This window comes from Shewanella sp. YQ_9 (genome assembly GCF_043103185.1).
GTDB classification, from domain to species: Bacteria; Pseudomonadota; Gammaproteobacteria; order Enterobacterales; family Shewanellaceae; genus Shewanella; species Shewanella algae.
The window spans coordinates 114799-132829 of sequence record NZ_JBICJO010000039.1 but is presented as its reverse complement, the minus strand read 5'-3'; the positions used below and the strand labels follow the sequence as shown (position 1 = coordinate 132829).

Sequence of the window (18031 nt, the reverse complement as noted above, 5' to 3'; positions counted from 1 at the left end):
TTTTTTTATGCTGTTAAAAATCAGCGCACAGATGTAAACAAAAGATTGAGCCACAGCAGGCCTGTAGCTATACTGTCCGCCGTTGCATAAGTGGAGTAAATTTATGCTGTTGATAGTCCGTTCTCTGCTGCTGGCGGTACTCTTATTGCTGGCCTTTGTTTTTGGTGGCATTTTTTGCATCTTGCGTCCAAGACACAGAGACAATGTACACCTGTTTGCCCGACTGTTTTCGGCGGTAGCGCCTATATTGGGTGTTAAAGTCATAGTGCGTGCAGGCAAAACCAACCCGGGTGAGCCCTGTATCTTTCTGGCGAACCATCAAAATAATTTCGATATGTTTACCCACACAGCAGCGGTTCCCAAAGGCACTGTCAGCCTGGGAAAGAAGAGCCTGTTGTGGATGCCGCTGTTTGGTCAGCTTTATTGGCTTTCGGGTAATATTCTCATCGACCGTAAAAACCGTACCCGCGCCTTTGAAACCATGGCCGAGACGGCGCGTAAGATCAAAGAGAAATGCCTCTCTGTATGGATATTTCCTGAAGGTACCCGCAGTCGCGGTCGCGGTCTGTTGCCCTTCAAGGCTGGGGCATTTCATACCGCCATAGCCGCCGGAGTACCTATGGTGCCGGTACTGGCTTCCAATCAGTGTCATATCAAGCTCAACCGCTGGAACAATGGCGTGGTGATCATTGAGATGATGGAGCCGGTGGCGACCAAAGGCCTAAGCAAGGCCAATGTTAAAGAGTTGTCCGATAAGGTCCATGCCACCATGGCCAGCAAACTGAAACAACTCAATGCCGAGGCGGCAGCACTTATGGGTAAAACTGTGCCCGCGGATATCGTATAATACCCTCTGACCTATTTTTTCGGAGACAAGCATGTCCATTGAACGTCTGTTGCAGGCACAGAAGCAGGAAAACCGTGACATTATTCAGTCCTTGCTGGATGACGGTTCTGAGGCCGATGCTGAATACACCATAGAGCACCATTTTTCGTCCACTAACTTTGACCGCCTGGAAAAGGCCGCAGTCGATGCCTTTAAATTGGGCTTTGAGGTTAACGATGCCGAAGAGGTGGAACTGGATGATGGTAGTTTGATTTTCTGTTTTGACGCCATTGCCTACCACCAACTGGAAGCCGAACTTCTGGATAAGGCCTGTGAGCAGTTGCTGCAGCTGGCGGTCAAGCATAAGGTTGACTATGACGGCTGGGGCACCTATTACATAGGTGACGAGCTGGAAGATGAAGACGACGAAGAGCAGGACTAAGTCCTGTTACCAATAAAAACACCGGGTTCTTGGCCCGGTGTTTTTGTCTCTGCCAGTTTTGCCGGCAGATTTATTTTCAGTTGTAGTCGACCGGCTTCTCGCCAATAACGACCGGGAGCTCTATCTGTTTACCGGCGCGGATCACCTGCAGTGTGACCTTGGTACCAGGTGTGGTCTCGGCAATCCTGTCCATCAGCATATAGATGCGAGTAACCTCTTCCCCCTGATACTGAGTGATCACATCTCTGGGCCTCAGACCGGCCAGTGCTGCCGGGCCATTGGGTTCTATGCCGGTTACCACTACGCCGCGAAGATCCGGCAAGTTAAGTATTTGCGCCACAACCGGGCTGACGTCTTCACCCGAGATCCCCAGAGCCCCGCGAATAACCCGGCCGTCCTTGATCAGTTTGCCCATGACAGCGTAGGCTAGCTTGATGGGAATGGCGAAGTTGATGCCATGGCCACCCCCTTCACCGCCTATCTGGAAGGCAGCAGTGTTGATGCCTATCAGGCCACCATGGGTGTCTATCAGGGCGCCGCCCGAGTTACCGGCATTGATGGCGGCATCGGTTTGCAGAAAGTCCAGGTAGCCTGTGCTCAGGCCGTTACGACCTGTGGCACTGATGATCCCCTGGGTAATGGTTTGCCCCAGGTTATAGGGGTTACCTATGGCAAGCACCACATCGCCCACTTGAGGTGGGCTGTCGAGGTTAACCGGTACGACTGGCAGGTTATCCCCCTGGATCTCCAGCACAGCCAGGTCAGTTTCAGGATCCTGACCGACTACCTCTGCACCGAATTTTCTGCCATCCTGCAATGCCACCACAATCTCATCGGCCTTCTTGACCACATGATAGTTGGTGAGAATGTAGCCTTCCTTGCTCATGATGACGCCTGAGCCCAAGCCCTGCAGAGAACCGCCATTCAGAGGCCGGCTCTGGTTGATACTCAGGCTATAGATGTTCACCACCGCCGGCGCGGCACGGCGTACCGCTTTGGCAAAGGACAGCTCTGCACCACTGTTTCCCCTGAACTGCAACAGGTTACCACCAAGATTGCCTTCGCCCATAAAACGGTTGGCCAGCAGAAAGACTGCTGCCATTACCAGGCCAAAGACCACTGCTTTGCAGATATAGATCAGGGTTTCTTTCATTGTGATGATATTGCTGAATATTAAAAAAGGCTCGTTAGATTAGCATGTTTCTTGCTCTTGCGAACAATAGTCAAGGCCCGGGAAGTCAATTTTGCCCTGAATTGGGCGCCGGAAATAAAAAAAGCGGGGAGAACCCCGCTTTTTCAGGATGGCTGTCAACCTCTGAGGATCAGATACAGGCTGCTATTGCCCCTGACTATCTTCAGTGCCACTGCGCCTTGTTGCTCTTTGAGTTCTTCTTTCAGCGCTTTGAGAGTGGCAGTCTTGGTACGGTTTACCCCAACAATCAAGTCACCTTTTTGCAAGCCACTCATGGCCGCTGGAGAATTCTGGGCGATATCGGTGATCTCGATACCTTTCTTGCTGTTCTCCAGAGTGGCACCGGCCAACATAGGATGAACGGCGCCGGCCGCAGTTTCTTTCACTTGGCTTGCTTCGCCCAGAGTGACTTTGACTGTCTTGTCATCACCATCACGTATCAGGCCAAGCTCTACCTTGGTGCCGGCACCCATGGTGCCAATCTTGGCTCTCAATTCCTGGAAGCTCTTGATCTTGCGGCCATTAATGCTGACGATAATATCGCCTGCCTTGATGCCCGCCTTATCGGCGGCGCTGCCTTCCATTACTTCGCTGACAAAGCCACCGTGTTGGGTCTTGAGACCGAAGCCTTGAGCCAGTTCATTGTCCAGATCCCGACCCATGACCCCCAAAACGCCGCGGCGGACTTCGCCGTGTTCAATAATCTGATCCACCAGGCTATGAACCATGTTGGCAGGTATCGCGAAGCCGATACCTACGTTACCGCCACCGGGAGCCACAATGGCGGTATTGATACCGATAAGCTCGCCGCGCAGGTTAACCAAGGCGCCGCCTGAGTTACCGCTGTTAATGGCGGCATCGGTTTGAATGAAGTTTTCCAGCATCTCTATGCCAAGGCCTGTACGCCCCAGAGCACTGACAATACCTGAAGTCACGGTTTGCCCAAGACCGAAGGGGTTACCTATGGCCACGGCAAAGTCGCCAACCCTCAAGTCATCCGAGTCAGCAGACTTGACTGCCGTGAGGTTGTCGGCCTCAATCTGCAGCAGGGCAATATCGGCATCTTTATCTTTGCCTATCAACTTGGCCTTGATTTCGCGGCCGTCGTGCAGCCCCACCTGAATATCATCGGCGCCATCGATTACATGGTTGTTGGTGACTATATAGCCCTTGTCGGCATCTATGATGACACCGGATCCCAAACCGCGAAACGGTCGCTCCTGTACTTGCTCCTGCGGGGCGTTGGGGCCAAAGAAGTAGCGGAATATATCCGGTACCCGTTGGCGGGAAACCTGAGTGCCGGAAACAGCCACAGAGACAACCGCCGGTGTGGTTTGCTCCAACATGGGTGCCAGACTCGGCATGGTTTGGCCGTCTACGGCTTGTGGCAGCGCGGCCTGGGAGACTACAGGGGCCAGTGTCAGGGTGGCCCCTAGGAGGGCGGCGGAAACAAGAGATAACTTGGTCTTCATCTATGCATTGCTCCTAATACGGGATCAAATAACCATGTACTGTTTGCCACCGAGGTGGCTGAATCATAAAGGCTCTTACGAGCGTCCGGTAATTAATCCGACTTTAATCCTGTTTAAAAAGTTCATCATTCATTAACAAAGATTAATTTTTATTGCACGCTGACGGGGGATGCAGTCTCTGGCCTTTCTTCCGTGTCAGGCACACTGGTCAGCATAGATGGCAAAGGGGCCAGTTGCTCCTCTTTGGCCAATCTTTGGCTGCCCTGATTCCAATGCTGATTGAGGCGATTGACCTGTTCTGTCAGTTGTCCCAGCAGTGCCCTTTGTTCGGCCAGATGATCGCTGACCTCCTGCTTGTGTTGGCTCAATTCCATCTTGCTGCGCTCTATGGCAGCCCCTTTATTGCTCTTGCCGAGCCCCCGGCTGACCAAGGTCTTGCCGATATACCCCAGTATCAACCCCAGAATGAAAGCCGCAAACACCAGTGGCCATTCCATATCGACTCCTTAAGTTTGTCTTTGTGTCTTATGCTCTTACTCGACCCCATAGGGATACCTGGCAAAATATACCCCGAGCGTGGGTCTCATGATACCATTTGCCGCCCCAACTCTGTTGCGTGAGTTGGGTTAGGTACCCATCAAATAAGGTTAAAAGAGAAGAATTCAAGTGTCGCAGTTAACCCCCTGGCAGCATTACCAACAAGATCTCACCCGTGAAGATTTCAGTCATGACCCGGCGCAGGAGCAAGCGGTAAAGGCATTGCAGCGTGTTTATGATGAGCTGCAAAGGCCGCAAAAGTCCGGATGGCGCAATTGGTTCAGCCGGGAAAAAAACAGCAAGGTTCAGGGGCTTTACCTCTGGGGCGGTGTTGGGCGCGGCAAGACCTATCTTATGGACACCTTTTTCGATGCCCTGCCGGGTGAGCAGAAACTGAGAGCGCATTTCCATCGCTTTATGCACAGAATTCATCGGGAACTGGACGAGCTCAAGGGAACCCGGGACCCGCTGTTGGTAATAGCCAAACAGATGGCGCAGCAATATCGGGTGATCTGCTTTGATGAGTTCTTTGTTTCGGACATCACGGATGCCATGTTACTGGGCACGCTGTTCGAGGCCCTGTTCAAGGAGGGCGTGGTCTTGGTGGCCACCTCCAACATAGTGCCGGACGACCTCTACAAGAACGGCTTGCAGCGGGCCAGATTTTTACCAGCCATCGCCGAAATCAAGGCCAACTGCCAGGTGCTGAATGTCGATTCTGGAATCGACTACAGACTGCGGACCCTGGAACAGGCCGAGATCTACCATCACCCGCTGGATGAAACCGCCGAGTGCAATCTGCAACGCTATTTCACCCAACTGGCGCCTGAGTCTGAAGTCTCTGAAACGCCGCTGGAGATAGATGGGCGCAGCATAGTGATCCGTAAGCAGGCCCAGGGTGTTTTGCTGGCCGACTTCCGCGCGCTGTGTGATGGGCCGCGCAGTCAGCGGGACTATATGGAATTGGCGCAGCTGTTTCACACAGTGTTGCTCAGTGGCCTGGAACAGATGGGCGCCCAGCAGACAGGGGATGATATTGCCCGCCGGTTTCTGGCGCTGGTGGATGAGTTCTACGAGCGGCATGTGAAACTTATCATCTCGGCCGAGGTACCGCTCGAGCAGATTTACACAGATGGGCAGCTGAGTTTTGAATTTCGTCGCTGCCGCTCCCGTCTGATTGAGATGCAGTCCCGGGATTACCTGGCTCTGGAGCACCTGCCATAGGGGATGATTGCCCCCGTTTTGTTGCCGACAATCCAACCGAATGAGCACGGTGACCAAGGCGTTGATGGTGCTAAAGCGGTAACGACTTGAAAAAGATCGTCTTTTACGGCGGGATCTCAAAAAGCAGGTGATTTTTAGTTCAGCTTTGTCTATAATCCGCCACCTGCCCACGTTACTCCGCCGATTGGGCGGATTTAAAAGCCAGATTCTTTGCTCGAAGGGGCAGAGAAAGGCATTTTTGTGTTATCTGCATCCGCAGGTAGCATGTGACAGAATTTAACTTTGGGTTTTTGTAATAATGAAGACTTTTACTGCTAAGCCAGAAACTGTAGCTCGTGACTGGTACGTTGTTGATGCCGAAGGTAAGACCCTGGGTCGTATCGCCACTGAAATCGCTCTGCGTCTGCGTGGCAAGCACAAGGCTGAGTACACTCCTCACGTAGATACCGGTGACTACATCATCGTGATCAACGCCGAGAAAGTAACTGTGACCGGTAACAAGGCTGCAGGCAAGACGTACTACTCGCACTCAGGCTTCCCAGGTGGCATCAAGCAAATCAGCTTCGAGAAGCTGCAAGCTCACAAGCCAGAAATGATCATCGAGAAAGCAGTCAAGGGTATGTTGCCAAAAGGCCCTCTGGGTCGTGCCATGTTCCGTAAGCTGAAAGTTTACGCTGGCGCAGAGCACAACCACGCTGCACAACAACCTCAAGTTCTTGATATCTAAACGGGATTAAGCAAATGGCTGCAACTCAGTACTACGGCACTGGCCGTCGCAAAACTTCAACTGCTCGCGTATTCGCTAAAGCAGGTAGTGGCAATATCGTTGTTAACCAACGTCCTCTGGATGTTTACTTCGGTCGTGAAACCGCTCGTATGGTTGTTCGTCAACCTCTTGAGCTGGTTGAAATGACTGAAAAGCTGGACATCTATGTAACTGTTAAGGGTGGTGGTATCACTGGCCAAGCCGGCGCTATCCGTCACGGTATCACCCGTGCTCTGATGGAGCTGGACGAAGCTCTGCGTCCTACTTTACGTTCTGCTGGTTATGTAACCCGCGATGCTCGTAAGGTTGAGCGTAAGAAAGTTGGTCTGCGTAAAGCACGTCGTAAGCCACAGTTCTCCAAGCGTTAATATCGCTTTCGAGATACCAAAAACCCAGCGTACGCTGGGTTTTTTATGGCTGAGATTTATCCCTGGCAGCCCTGTATACTCAGGGTTGTTGTGGCAGGTTTAAATGGGGTGAAACATGAGTTGGCAACTACTGTTGATGGCCTTGGGTTTGGTATTGATCCTGGAAGGGGTGGGGCCCTTGTTATTCCCCAACCGCTGGCGTCGTTACCTGTTGGAAGTATCTTCCCAACCGACAGCTATCATGCAACGCCTGGGCGGCGTCCTGGTTGTTGCAGGAATTGTCATATTGATTATTTTTTCATAAATACTTGCCCCTTCCATGCCAATATCTGTTAGAATCCTGCTTTAACCGCAACCTTGCAGCAAACAATGGGCAAAAATGTAGTTGTTCTCGGCACTCAATGGGGTGACGAGGGAAAAGGTAAGATTGTCGACCTTCTGACCGAACAGGCAAAATTCGTAGTCCGTTACCAAGGTGGCCACAACGCTGGTCATACTCTGGTTATCGATGGTGAAAAAACCGTTCTTCATCTGATCCCCTCAGGCATTCTGCGCGATAACGTCAAGTGCATTATCGGCAACGGCGTGGTTTTGGCGCCCGATGCTCTGATGAAAGAGATCGGCATGCTGAAAGAGAAAGGTATTCCGGTTGAGGAACGCCTGCTGATCTCTGAAGCTTGTCCTCTGATCCTTCCTTTCCACTGTGCGCTGGATATTGCTCGCGAAAAAGCGCGTGGCAACAAGGCTATCGGTACTACAGGGCGCGGCATCGGCCCGGCTTATGAAGATAAAATTTCCCGTCGCGGCTTGCGCGTAGGGGATCTCTTCAATCCACAACTGTTTGCCGAGAAGCTGAAAGAAGTGATGGCCTATCACAACTTTATGCTGACTGAATACTATAAGTGCGAAGCCGTTGATTACCAGAAGACTCTGGATGACGCGCTGGCACTGGCAGACTACCTGAAAGGTCTGTGTGTGGATGTCACCGAATTGCTGGATCAAGCCCGCAAGAATGGCGATAACATACTGTTTGAAGGCGCTCAGGGCACATTGCTGGATATCGACCACGGTACTTATCCATTTGTAACCTCTTCCAACACTACTGCAGGCGGTGTGGCAACAGGTTCAGGATTCGGCCCTCGTCATCTGGATTATGTTTGCGGCATCATCAAGGCTTATACCACCCGTGTGGGTGCCGGCCCATTCCCGACTGAACTGGAATGTGAAATCGGCGATCACTTGGGAACCAAGGGCCAGGAATTTGGTGCGACAACCGGTCGTAAGCGTCGTCCGGGTTGGTTGGACATAGTGGCTATGCGCCGCGCGGTTCAGATCAACAGCATCAGTGGTTTCTGCCTGACCAAGCTCGACGTTTTGGACGGCTTGAAAGAAGTGAAGCTCTGCGTAGGCTATCAGCACCCAGACGGTACTGTGTCCAATGTGACTCCGCTGGCGGCCGAAGGCTACGAGCACGTTACTCCTGTGTATGAAACCATGCCAGGCTGGAGTGAAAACACCTTTGGTGCCACTTCACTGGAGCAACTGCCACAGGCAGCAATCAACTATATCAAGCGGATTGAAGAACTGCTGGAAACACCTGTCGATATCATCTCAACCGGGCCTGACCGGAATGAGACCATGATTCTGGTGAATCCATTCAGTTAAGTAAAAAGGCCGCCTAAGCGGCCTTTTTCGTTTATGGGGCTTACACTGTTTGCCCTTAAGAATTGGGTTATACTGCCGATGAAAAGACAGTCTATTTGTCATCAGGACAGCTTATGTTGCGTATAGCCCTATTACTCTTGTTAGTAACCAGTGCCAATGTGTTGGCCGAAGAAACCAAGGCCGTGGATATCTACAGCCAGGAAGAACTGCTGGAGCTTATTCGCAGCAAGCAATACCTGACCCGGGTCAAAGCCGATGACTGTCAGCTGGTGCAGGATATTGAGGCGCGCGCCGAAGTGCTCAAGCAGCCGTTGTACCAGTACCTCTGGGGTGAGATGCTTAATTTCGGCATCTGCGTCAAGGCCAATCCGCCCAGAGGAATATCGCTGCTCAGGGATGCCGCCGAGCAGGGCAGTGCCGAAGCCATGGTGCGCATTGCCGAGTATTATAAAGATGGCAAGTTTGTACTGCAGGACAAAGAACGTTCGGTGCAGTACCTGTTACCCGCTGCCGCCAACGGTGACCTACCGGCCAGAATGATGCTGGTCGAGCTGTTTGCCAAGGGTTATGGCAGCCCAAGGGATTATGTCTTGGGGTATCACTGGCTCTACAACCAGGTGTTCAGCGATGAACAGACCCAGCAAGACGCCAAAAGATTATTGCAGCTGTTAGCGGCTAAAATGCCCGCCAGTCAGGTGGAGAAGGCCAAAAAGGAACATCTGCAAAGCCGTTAATTAGCTTGTCGCACTGGATGCGACAACGAAAAAATTGGAAATTGAATGATAAAAGATCCTCATTTTGAGCGAGAACAAGATAAGTACGACAACCCCATCCCCAGCCGGGAATTTATATTGGAATATCTGCGCTCGCAGACCTCTCCCCTGAATCGTGAGCGGATCGCCACGGCCCTCAACATCTCCGACGAAGAACAACTCGAGGCGCTGCGGCGTCGGCTGCGTGCCATGGAGCGCGATGGTCAGCTGGTATTTACCCGCGGCCAGTGTTATGGCCTGCCGGAGCGGATGGACTTGATCCAGGGTACTGTGCTGGGCCACAGAGATGGCTATGGCTTCTTCCGTCCCGATGAAGGCGGTGATGACCTGTTTATCAACCATGGTGACATGCTCAGATACTTCCATGGCGACAAGGTGTTGGCGCAGAAGGCCGGAGTCGATCGCAAGGGGCGCCGCGAAGCTCGCATAGTGCGCTTGGTCGCCGAGCGAACCGCCGCTCTGGTGGGGCGTTTCCATGTCGATTGCGGCATGGCCTTTGTTATTGCCGATGATAAGCGGATTACCCAGGAAATATTGATAGACAACGCCGATCGCAACGGCGCCCGTCAGGGCGATGTCGTGGTGGTGGAACTCACCCGCAGGCCCGGGCGCTATGTCAAAGCCGCCGGTAAGGTGGTTGAGGTGCTGGGCAAAGAGATGGCACCGGGCATGGAGATAGAAATTGCCCTGCGCAACTATGATCTGCCCCATACCTGGTCTGCCGCCATCGAAAAGAAACTGCGCAAGATATCCGATGAAGTGCAGGAAGAGGACAAGGCAGGTCGGGTCGATCTGCGACAACTGCCCTTGGTCACCATAGACGGTGAAGATGCTCGCGACTTTGACGATGCTGTCTATGCCGAGCGCAAGCGCAGCGGCGGTTGGCGCCTGTGGGTGGCCATTGCCGATGTCAGCTATTATGTGCGTACTCAATCGGCGCTGGATCAAGAAGCCCGTGCCCGAGGCAACTCTGTGTACTTCCCGTCACAGGTGATCCCCATGTTGCCGGAAAAGCTCTCCAACGGCCTGTGCTCCCTGAACCCGGGAGTTGACCGTCTCTGTATGGTGGCCGAGATGACAGTGTCGGAGGCGGGTAAGTTATCCGGCTACAAGTTCTATCCGGCGGTGATGCATTCCCACGCCCGTTTCACCTATACCCAGGTGGCGGCCATGCTGGAAGGCGAAGAAGGCCTGGAAGAGCATAAGCCTTTACTGCCGCATCTCAAGGTGTTGCAGGAGCTGTATCTGGCGCTCGATAGCCAGCGGGCCAACCGTGGCGCCATCGCCTTTGAGACGCTGGAAACCCAGTTCATCTTCAATGAGCAGCGCAAGATAGACAAGATAGTGCCCAGAGCCCGTAACCAGGCGCACAAGATCATCGAAGAGTGTATGATCCTCGCTAACGTGGCAGCGGCCAAGTTTGTCAAAAAGCACAAGGGTGAAGTCCTCTATCGGGTGCATGAAGCGCCATCCGAGCAGAAGCTGACTCAGTTCAAGGAGTTTCTGGCTGAGCGAGGGCTCTCCATGGGCGGTGGTCTCGAACCTGAACCCAGTGACTACCAGGCGCTGATGGAAAAAGCGCAGGGGCGCGCCGATGCCGAACTCATTCAGGTGATGTTGCTGCGCTCCATGCGCCAGGCGACTTACACACCGGACAATGAAGGCCACTTTGGTCTGGCGCTGGAGGAGTATGCTCACTTTACTTCGCCGATTCGCCGTTATCCTGACTTGGTGTTGCACAGGGTGATCCGTTACCTGCTCGCCAAGGAGCGCGGTGAAGCGAGCGACAAGTGGACCCCAGACGGCGGCTATCACTATCAGCTCGATGAGCTGGATCAGCTTGGCGAAGAGTGTTCCAACACCGAGCGCCGCGCCGATGAAGCCACCCGTGACGTCTCCGACTGGCTCAAGTGTGAGTTTATGCAGGACCATGTGGGTGACACCTTCGATGCTGTGGTGGCTTCCGTCACCAGCTTCGGGCTGTTTGTGCGCCTCAATGATTTGTTTATCGACGGCTTGGTGCATATCTCCACCCTGGGCAGCGACTACTTCCAGTATGATCCCATGCGCCAGCGCCTGATAGGTGAGCACTCAGGGCAGATCTACCAGATTGGCGATGCTGTGACGGTTAAAGTCGCCTCGGTCAATCTGGACGACAGACAGATTGACTTGCTGATGGTGGACGAAGAGGGACGCAGCCAGCGCCGTAAAGGCCGCAGCAAGAGTAAGCCGCTGACCGCACGGGAAAGGGTCAATATTGAAGGAGCCCGCCGCTCGGCCAAGGCACAGAAGCCGGCAGGTAAAGGGAGCGCCAAGTCTAAGTCCACAGGCGCATCCGCCAAGAGCAAATCAACCAAGGCTGCCGGCAACGCCGGGGCGAAAAAGCCCAAGGCAGCCAAACGAGTCAAGAGAAAGAAGTAAATGAAAAAACAGGAACTGGTGTTTGGCATTCACGCGGTCGAGTCTTTGCTGAAACACGCTCCGGAGCGGGTACTGGAAATGTGGCTGCTCAGTGGTCGTCAGGATGACAGGGTCAAGCCCTTGTTGGAGATGGCGGCTCAGTGGGGCATTCGCGCCCAGCAGGCATCCCGCAAGACACTGGATGACAAGGCCGAAAGTACTCAGCATCAGGGGATCATCATCCGGGTGCGTCCGGCCAAAGTCTTGACCGAAAACGATCTGGAAGCCTTATTAGACAAGACGGACTCGCCATTTTTGTTGATCCTGGATGGTGTCACAGATCCCCACAATCTGGGGGCCTGTCTGCGAAATGCCGATGCGGCCGGGGTGCACGGCGTCATAGTGCCCAAAGACAACTCAGTGGGGCTGACGCCGACCGTCAGCAAGGTGGCTTGCGGCGCGGCCGAGACAGTACCGCTGTTTCAGGTGACCAACCTGGCGCGTACCATGAAGCGTTTGCAAGAAAGGGGCGTGTGGATTGCCGGCACTGCAGGCGAGGCCGACAGCACCCTGTATCAGGCCGACCTCAAGGGGGCTCTGGCCATTGCCATGGGCGCCGAAGGCAAGGGGCTGAGACGCCTGAGCCGCGAAAGTTGCGACACCCTGATCTCTATTCCTATGGCGGGCAGTGTCTCCAGTCTGAACGTGTCGGTGGCAACAGGTATCTGCCTGTTCGAAGCTGTGCGTCAGCGTCTCTAACTGCCGAATATGGCAGCCTCTCTTGAGAATACGGACCATAAACTGTATAGCAGTGCCGGCCCGTATCTCATGCAACTGCAACAAGGCTATCTGGGTGAAATCTATGGCATGGCGTTCTTCGAGCGCCTCGGCCTGGATTATCATTCTCAGGTAACCGAGAGCCAGTTAACAGAAATCCACTTAACTGAAAGCCACTTAATAGAAAGCCACTTAATAGAAAGCCACTTAATAGAAAGCCAAGCCGTGTTTTCTCTACTGTTCAAGGTGGAGCAATATACTGCCAAGGCTTTGCTGAAACTGCTGCCTGAGCTGACGAGTCTGGATGAGGCGTTGTTGGAGCAAGTGCACATGCAGGCGCAGAAAGAGGTGGACAGTTGGCTTAAGCTTCCCTGGCATAAACTGCTTGCGGCGCTGCGTCTCTGGGTCGAACCTTACCAGCAAAAATATGCCAAGTGGGCGGATGATGCCCAGAGTAACTCTGAGTACGGCGCAGCCTTTCGTCTGTTGGAGCGGCATGAAACCGCCATCTATCTCTACTTGCAGGCGCTTGAGCGCGGTGAAAAGCGCGCCGCGTTAATCCTGGAGCGTTTTCTTGGAGCTCTTTAGTTGAAAGAGCTCTTCAAGCGCGGGAATTACTGGAAGGTATAGAGCAGGTTGAAGGTGGTGATTGTATCTGTCTGTTTACTGCCTTCCGGCACCACTTCTGTATATTTGACGTTGAAGCCTATCTTAAAGGCCCAGTCCTGAAACAGGGTGTTTTTATAGCCCATGTCCAGTGCCAGAGTATTGTTATTTTCGCCCACCTCTGCGGTCAGGTCGGCAGTGAAACTGGTGTACTCGTGGATCTTCTGTTCAAACTTGGCCGCGGTTCGTAGGATCACATCTTTCTCGGCCACAGGATCCGGCGCTGCATCAGTTTCTATCGGCATGTTGTATCGGTAACCCGGGCCGACTTCGAGACTCAACTTGGTACGGCGGGTGCTGATGGCATCGAAACCATAACCGCTGGAAACCGTGTAGATCTCTGTGTAGGAACCGAACTTGTCCCAGATGAATTCACCGCGGCCAAAGATATAGCCGCCGTTGAGTTTGTAGTTGGACTGCAGCTGCAGATCGTATTTTTCGGCAGTGGTTTTTTCAGAGTCAGAGGCGAAATAGGCCTTGAGGGTTCCTTCCTGCTTGGCGTTTTCCGTGTCGTAAACCAACTTGGTACGACCGTTGAAACTGCTTGAGTCTGTGTTACCTGTGTTGAGCTGAAAGCCGGCCTCAATCTCAGCGGTGAAGTCGCTTGGAGGCTCGCGATAATCCGGAGGCACCAAGGCCCACGCCGAAGTCGGTAGCGCAAACAATAACGCCAATACAGAGGATCTTGTCATTATTCTTATGTCTTTTGCTGTGACTGCCATAAATTTAGCGTCACATAATACCTGCTCATGGGGCCGAGGCAAAGTTATTGCTTGAGTTTACCGCGGCCTTTATGTACTATTTCGCGCCTAATTCAGTCACATTAATTTTCGTTCCTTGCCTCAATTTGGTCTGACTGAGCCAACAACGAGGCTAGATAACCGTAAGGAGCACTAAATGCGTCATTACGAAATCGTATTTATGGTTCACCCTGATCAGAGTGAACAAGTACCAGGTATGATTGAGCGCTACACAGGTGTTATCACCGAAGCTGGCGGTCAAATCCATCGTTTGGAAGACTGGGGTCGTCGCCAACTGGCTTACCCAATCCAGGATCTGCACAAGGCTCACTATGTTCTGATGAACGTTGAGACCACTGCAGAGTCTGTTGAAGAGCTGGAAACTGCTTTCCGTTTCAACGACGCCGTTCTGCGTAGCCTGGTGATGCGCACTAAAGCTGCCATCACTGAAGCATCTCCAATGGCCAAAGCTAAAGACGAGCGCGATTCACGTCGCAGCGCCGTTAGCGAAAAAGCTGCTGAAGAAACCCAAGAAAACGCTGAAGCAAGCGCTGAGTAAGTTTTTCTGTGACCACCAATCACTTGGTGTTGTCCGGTACCGTCATTCGGTCCAGACACTTTGATAGCCCGGCTGGAATACCTCACACGGTACTTCAACTGGAACACAGGTCGCAGCGTTTCGAGGCCGATTTGCCCAGAAACGTCTACTGCCAACTTCAAGTGATATTGAGTGGTGAACGCTTCAAGAGCGTAGCAGACAAGCTGAAAGCGGGTGTGGATATCCAAGTCAGTGGTTTTCTGGCTCTACAACAGAGTCGCAATGGCCAAAACCGACTGGTGTTACACGCCGAAAATGTCGAATTGAAAAATTAGGAGACTGTCAAATGGCACGTTATTTCCGTCGTCGTAAGTTCTGCCGTTTCACTGCTGAAGGTGTTACGGAGATCGATTACAAAGATATCGCTACTCTGAAAAACTACATCACAGAAAGCGGTAAGATTGTTCCAAGCCGTATCACTGGTACTTCTGCCAAGTATCAGCGTCAACTGGCTCGCGCTATCAAGCGTGCTCGTTATCTGTCACTGCTGCCATACACTGATCTGCATCAGTAATCGGCACTGTTCTAGCTAGAGGAATTGATAATGAACGTTATTCTGCTTGATAAAATCGCAAACCTGGGCAACCTGGGTGACCAGGTATCAGTTAAGGCCGGTTACGCTCGTAACTACCTGCTGCCAAAAGGCAAAGCTGTTGTTGCCAACGCTGAGAACGTAAAAGTTTTCGAAGCTCGTCGTGCTGAGCTGGAAGCCAAGCTGGCTGCCGACCTGGCCGCTGCCACTGCTCGTGCAGAGCAGATCTCTGCTCTGGAAGCGGTTGTTATCGCTTCTAAAGCCGGTGACGAAGGCAAGCTGTTCGGTTCTATCGGTACCCGTGACATCGCTGACGCAGTAACTGCTGCCGGCGTTGAACTGGCCAAAGCCGAAGTACGTCTGCCACTGGGCGCTCTGCGCACTACTGGCGACTTCGAAGTTGAAGTTCAGCTGCACACTGAAGTAAAAGCTGTAGTTAAAGTAACTGTTGTTGCTGAAGCTTAATCCCGGCTTTTACTAAAAGAAACACCGCCTTCGGGCGGTGTTTTTTTATGCCTGTTTGCTGGCCGGGGCCGACGGTTTTTCCCCTTTCTTCTCCGCCTGCTAATGCCAAACTTAAGCACACTGTCACTTACCCACAGTTACTTGCACACTTTCACTACCACACTGGCATTGATTGAGTATTGGCTATCTCAGGCAGAACCGTTACTGACTTGATTGCCTATTACTACGGAGACAAAACACCCGCCGGGGCGGGTGTTTTCAGGGTTATTGCAGATTAGTAGCTATCAGTTGCGCACCAGTTCCAACTCTTTGAGCAGGTTGTCGGCATGATCCACTTCATCCATCATCCACAAAATGTAGCGGATATCCACGTGCACGGCGCGGGTGATGGTGGGGTTGAAGTACCAATCTTTGGTGATGGCTTCATAGGTGGAGTCAAAGTTGAGGCCAACCAGCTCGCCCTTGCCGTTAAACACGGGGGAGCCTGAGTTACCACCTGTGGTATCCACGCTGGAGAGAAAGTTAACCGGTACAGAGTTGAACTCGGCCGGGTTATCCAAGCAGGAGAACAGGCGGCACAACCAGCTGCGGGGATCCTGATACAAGTGCTGCACCTTATGCTCGCCCAGTCGTCCCTGCTTGATGGCATCCAGCAGCTTCTGCGGTGCATTGTATGGCTCGACACCTGTGTGCTTGGCAACTATCCCTTCCAGCTTGGTAAAAGGTTGTTTGTAGAGCGCATCACGGGACTGATAGCCATCGACCATACCATAGCTGATCCTTAAGGTGCCGTTGGCATCCGGATAGACAGGCTTACCCATGGCCTTGTTATAGGCAATGATCGCCTTCATGTAGGCGGGGCGGGCGATGGACAGCTTACCGGCCAGTTCCTTGTCGGCTTTTTCCTGCACCATATTGGTGTCGTACAGGGCCACTGCCATACGAATGAAAGGATCGCTGCTGCTCTCGAAAGCTTCCGGCTTGGCCTGCATCCAGTCGAGGCGTTTCTCTTGGTCGGTCAACTCGGTCAGGGCATACATGCCTTCGAGTTTGTCGCCCAGACTGATACCTTGCTCGGGTGTCAGCAACTGATCCATCACGGCGACCCGGTTATCCTGCGCCAGGTAGGCGTCGATATCCATCTGCCACAGTGTCTTGTCGACGCTGATATCGAAGCTGGAGTCAAGTCGCTTGAGACGGGCGGCGAACATCTTCATGTCACGCTCTTGATAACCCGCTTCGCGCTCGGCATCCGGTTTTTGGTTTTCTTTGGCCAGGCGATAAAGCTGCTTGGCGGCGCCGAGCAGGGCACTGGATTGAGCGTTGTCAAAATAGTAGCTCTGCTGATACTTGTGCTGTTGCTCGGCCAGCAGTTGTTCGAGCTCACTCAGTTGTGCCGTCAGCGGCTGTGCGTCTTTATCTTTGGCCAGCCAGTCGCGGAAGGCATTTTCCTCGACCTGCTTGATAGCGGCAATATCTGTGGCGTGGAAGCCATCCAACAAGCCGTTGAGTTTTTTCATCCGGTTGGCCATGCCGGCCAGAGTACCGGCATACTTGATGGCGATATCCTTGTCGGAAGCGCCCATGCCCTCAATGGTATCGATTCTGGCCTGATAGCGGGCGGCTTGAGTCGGGTAGAGCCAGTCGCTGGCGAATCTCAACTCTGAGGTCAGGCGGTAGCGGCTGGTTGAACCCGGGTAACCGGCCACAAACACGCCGTCACCGGCCTTGACGCCATCGGCATTGACCTTGAGGAAGCTCTTGGGCTGATAAGGCACGTTATCCTCGGCATAGGCCGCAGGCTTGCCATCCTTGCCGACATAAGCCCTGAGGAAGGTAAAGTCGCCGCTGTGGCGAGGGTATTCATAGTTATCTATGTCGCCACCGAAACCGCCAACACTTTCGGGTGGCGCATAAACCAGGCGCACATCGCGAATAATCAGCTGTTTGATCAGGTAGTATTCAAGTCCATTGTGGAAACTACGTACTGAGCAGCGGTAGTTGTCGTCGGCTTCACACTCTTTGACCAGCGCCTTGCTGTTGGCCTGGATGGCTTCATAACGCGCCAGTGGCTCGGTCGGCAGATTGGCAGTTATCTTATCTGTGACATCTGTGACCGCCTCGGTGACATAGAGGCGCTCGTTGGGGCCGGCCGAAGGCTCCAGGCGTTGTTCTTTGGCCAAAAAGCCGTCGGCCAGATAGTTGTGTTCTTTGGTGCTGTTGTATTGAATACCCCGATAGGCACAGTGATGGTTGGTGACAACCAATCCTTGGGGTGAGACGAAACTGGCGGTACAATAGCCGAGGCCCACCACGGCGTTCATGGGATACTTTCCGAGATCGGCCAGTTGCTCTGCCGGGATGGCGATGCCGCGCTCACTGAGCTTGTCGGCAATAGAGGGCATTTGGTAAGGTTGCCACTGCCCTTCATCGGCTATGGCGAGGCCAGAGGTCAGCGCCAAGGCTGCAGCCAATGCATTGCGCATGTTCATTCCTTATTTATTGTTAGTGTCCGTTTGGATATGAAAAACAGGTTATTGTAGGTGTAAAATTCCTGTTCTGATTGAACCGGGTTTTATATCACATTT

The 18031-nt window shown here is 53.0% G+C and carries 20 protein-coding genes; 15 read left to right on the top strand and 5 right to left on the bottom strand.

Annotation, left to right across the window (positions count from 1 at the left end):
- Positions 1-103 precede the first annotated feature (103 nt).
- Together ACF8D4_RS12620 and rraB are read left to right on the top strand one after the other, a co-directional pair.
- Positions 104-847 (top strand): 1-acylglycerol-3-phosphate O-acyltransferase, encoded by a 744-nt coding sequence (locus ACF8D4_RS12620; RefSeq protein WP_025009330.1) that lies wholly within the window; start codon positions 104-106, stop codon positions 845-847.
- Positions 848-878: 31 nt separating this feature from the next.
- A complete protein-coding gene (gene rraB / locus ACF8D4_RS12615; protein WP_025009331.1) occupies positions 879-1268 on the top strand; it encodes a ribonuclease E inhibitor RraB in 390 nt (129 codons plus the stop codon).
- A gap of 76 nt (positions 1269-1344) precedes the next feature.
- Here the strand turns inward: rraB and degS are convergent, their stop codons facing one another.
- The 3 genes from degS to ACF8D4_RS12600 all read right to left on the bottom strand — a co-directional run bounded on the left by degS (position 1345) and on the right by ACF8D4_RS12600 (position 4429).
- The gene (gene degS / locus ACF8D4_RS12610) at positions 1345-2427 is read right to left on the bottom strand and encodes an outer membrane-stress sensor serine endopeptidase DegS (protein ID WP_144131869.1); all 1083 of its coding nucleotides are present in this window, start codon (positions 2425-2427) and stop codon (positions 1345-1347) included.
- A gap of 149 nt (positions 2428-2576) precedes the next feature.
- Positions 2577-3932 (bottom strand): Do family serine endopeptidase DegQ, encoded by a 1356-nt coding sequence (degQ, locus tag ACF8D4_RS12605; RefSeq protein WP_025009332.1) that lies wholly within the window; start codon positions 3930-3932, stop codon positions 2577-2579.
- 149 nt (positions 3933-4081) lie between these two features.
- Positions 4082-4429, bottom strand: a complete 348-nt coding sequence (locus ACF8D4_RS12600; protein WP_025886862.1) for a ZapG family protein — start codon at positions 4427-4429, stop codon at positions 4082-4084.
- 169 nt (positions 4430-4598) lie between these two features.
- Here ACF8D4_RS12600 and zapE point away from each other — a divergent pair, with 169 nt between their 5' ends.
- From zapE to ACF8D4_RS12555, 9 genes are all read left to right on the top strand, one after another.
- A complete protein-coding gene (gene zapE, locus ACF8D4_RS12595; protein ID WP_062793557.1) occupies positions 4599-5693 on the top strand; it encodes a cell division protein ZapE in 1095 nt (364 codons plus the stop codon).
- Between the two features lie 298 nt (positions 5694-5991).
- Entirely contained in the window at positions 5992-6420 is a 429-nt protein-coding gene (gene rplM / locus ACF8D4_RS12590; RefSeq protein ID WP_025009334.1) for a 50S ribosomal protein L13, read from the top strand.
- 14 nt (positions 6421-6434) lie between these two features.
- Entirely contained in the window at positions 6435-6827 is a 393-nt protein-coding gene (gene rpsI, locus ACF8D4_RS12585; RefSeq protein ID WP_025009335.1) for a 30S ribosomal protein S9, read from the top strand.
- 115 nt (positions 6828-6942) lie between these two features.
- Positions 6943-7131, top strand: coding sequence for a DUF2065 domain-containing protein (locus ACF8D4_RS12580; RefSeq protein ID WP_392465652.1), 189 nt, complete (start codon positions 6943-6945; stop codon positions 7129-7131).
- 65 nt (positions 7132-7196) lie between these two features.
- A complete protein-coding gene (locus ACF8D4_RS12575) occupies positions 7197-8492 on the top strand; it encodes an adenylosuccinate synthase (protein WP_025886864.1) in 1296 nt (431 codons plus the stop codon).
- A gap of 113 nt (positions 8493-8605) precedes the next feature.
- Positions 8606-9226 (top strand): tetratricopeptide repeat protein, encoded by a 621-nt coding sequence (locus tag ACF8D4_RS12570; protein WP_025009338.1) that lies wholly within the window; start codon positions 8606-8608, stop codon positions 9224-9226.
- Positions 9227-9271: 45 nt separating this feature from the next.
- Positions 9272-11686 (top strand): ribonuclease R, encoded by a 2415-nt coding sequence (gene rnr, locus ACF8D4_RS12565; RefSeq protein WP_392468760.1) that lies wholly within the window; start codon positions 9272-9274, stop codon positions 11684-11686.
- Positions 11687-12424 carry a 23S rRNA (guanosine(2251)-2'-O)-methyltransferase RlmB gene (gene rlmB / locus ACF8D4_RS12560; RefSeq protein ID WP_025886866.1) on the top strand — a complete coding sequence of 246 codons (738 nt, stop codon included), beginning with the start codon at positions 11687-11689 and terminating at the stop codon, positions 12422-12424.
- A gap of 69 nt (positions 12425-12493) precedes the next feature.
- Positions 12494-13030 carry a hypothetical protein gene (locus ACF8D4_RS12555; protein ID WP_221060545.1) on the top strand — a complete coding sequence of 179 codons (537 nt, stop codon included), beginning with the start codon at positions 12494-12496 and terminating at the stop codon, positions 13028-13030.
- Between the two features lie 26 nt (positions 13031-13056).
- On the opposite strand, the gene ACF8D4_RS12550 is transcribed toward ACF8D4_RS12555, so the two are convergent.
- A complete protein-coding gene (locus ACF8D4_RS12550; protein ID WP_025886868.1) occupies positions 13057-13800 on the bottom strand; it encodes a YdiY family protein in 744 nt (247 codons plus the stop codon).
- Positions 13801-14005: 205 nt separating this feature from the next.
- Here ACF8D4_RS12550 and rpsF point away from each other — a divergent pair, with 205 nt between their 5' ends.
- Genes rpsF through rplI form a run of 4 tightly spaced genes read left to right on the top strand, consistent with a single transcriptional unit; the run spans position 14006 to position 15443 of the window.
- A complete protein-coding gene (gene rpsF, locus ACF8D4_RS12545; protein WP_025009342.1) occupies positions 14006-14407 on the top strand; it encodes a 30S ribosomal protein S6 in 402 nt (133 codons plus the stop codon).
- An 8-nt stretch (positions 14408-14415) separates the two neighbouring features.
- Positions 14416-14721, top strand: coding sequence for a primosomal replication protein N (gene priB / locus ACF8D4_RS12540; RefSeq protein ID WP_144226003.1), 306 nt, complete (start codon positions 14416-14418; stop codon positions 14719-14721).
- Between the two features lie 11 nt (positions 14722-14732).
- Positions 14733-14960: a 30S ribosomal protein S18 gene (rpsR, locus tag ACF8D4_RS12535; RefSeq protein WP_025009344.1), complete on the top strand. Its 228-nt coding sequence runs from the start codon at positions 14733-14735 to the stop codon at positions 14958-14960.
- 30 nt (positions 14961-14990) lie between these two features.
- Positions 14991-15443: a 50S ribosomal protein L9 gene (gene rplI, locus ACF8D4_RS12530; protein WP_025009345.1), complete on the top strand. Its 453-nt coding sequence runs from the start codon at positions 14991-14993 to the stop codon at positions 15441-15443.
- Positions 15444-15727: 284 nt separating this feature from the next.
- Here the strand turns inward: rplI and ACF8D4_RS12525 are convergent, their stop codons facing one another.
- Positions 15728-17929: a S46 family peptidase gene (locus tag ACF8D4_RS12525; protein ID WP_392465646.1), complete on the bottom strand. Its 2202-nt coding sequence runs from the start codon at positions 17927-17929 to the stop codon at positions 15728-15730.
- Positions 17930-18031: the final 102 nt, after the last annotated feature.

Coding starts and splice junctions, on each gene's coding strand:
- ACF8D4_RS12600 (WP_025886862.1), bottom strand. CDS start 4,429: ATGGAATGGCCACTGGTGTTTGCGGCTTTCATTCTGGGGTTGATACTG.
- ACF8D4_RS12620 (WP_025009330.1), top strand. CDS start 104: ATGCTGTTGATAGTCCGTTCTCTGCTGCTGGCGGTACTCTTATTGCTG.
- ACF8D4_RS12580 (WP_392465652.1), top strand. CDS start 6,943: ATGAGTTGGCAACTACTGTTGATGGCCTTGGGTTTGGTATTGATCCTG.
- rplI (WP_025009345.1), top strand. CDS start 14,991: ATGAACGTTATTCTGCTTGATAAAATCGCAAACCTGGGCAACCTGGGT.
- ACF8D4_RS12550 (WP_025886868.1), bottom strand. CDS start 13,800: ATGACAAGATCCTCTGTATTGGCGTTATTGTTTGCGCTACCGACTTCG.
- ACF8D4_RS12525 (WP_392465646.1), bottom strand. CDS start 17,929: ATGCGCAATGCATTGGCTGCAGCCTTGGCGCTGACCTCTGGCCTCGCC.
- ACF8D4_RS12555 (WP_221060545.1), top strand. CDS start 12,494: ATGCAACTGCAACAAGGCTATCTGGGTGAAATCTATGGCATGGCGTTC.
- rraB (WP_025009331.1), top strand. CDS start 879: ATGTCCATTGAACGTCTGTTGCAGGCACAGAAGCAGGAAAACCGTGAC.
- rlmB (WP_025886866.1), top strand. CDS start 11,687: ATGAAAAAACAGGAACTGGTGTTTGGCATTCACGCGGTCGAGTCTTTG.
- rnr (WP_392468760.1), top strand. CDS start 9,272: ATGATAAAAGATCCTCATTTTGAGCGAGAACAAGATAAGTACGACAAC.
- ACF8D4_RS12575 (WP_025886864.1), top strand. CDS start 7,197: ATGGGCAAAAATGTAGTTGTTCTCGGCACTCAATGGGGTGACGAGGGA.
- ACF8D4_RS12570 (WP_025009338.1), top strand. CDS start 8,606: ATGTTGCGTATAGCCCTATTACTCTTGTTAGTAACCAGTGCCAATGTG.
- rpsR (WP_025009344.1), top strand. CDS start 14,733: ATGGCACGTTATTTCCGTCGTCGTAAGTTCTGCCGTTTCACTGCTGAA.
- rplM (WP_025009334.1), top strand. CDS start 5,992: ATGAAGACTTTTACTGCTAAGCCAGAAACTGTAGCTCGTGACTGGTAC.
- rpsF (WP_025009342.1), top strand. CDS start 14,006: ATGCGTCATTACGAAATCGTATTTATGGTTCACCCTGATCAGAGTGAA.
- rpsI (WP_025009335.1), top strand. CDS start 6,435: ATGGCTGCAACTCAGTACTACGGCACTGGCCGTCGCAAAACTTCAACT.
- degQ (WP_025009332.1), bottom strand. CDS start 3,932: ATGAAGACCAAGTTATCTCTTGTTTCCGCCGCCCTCCTAGGGGCCACC.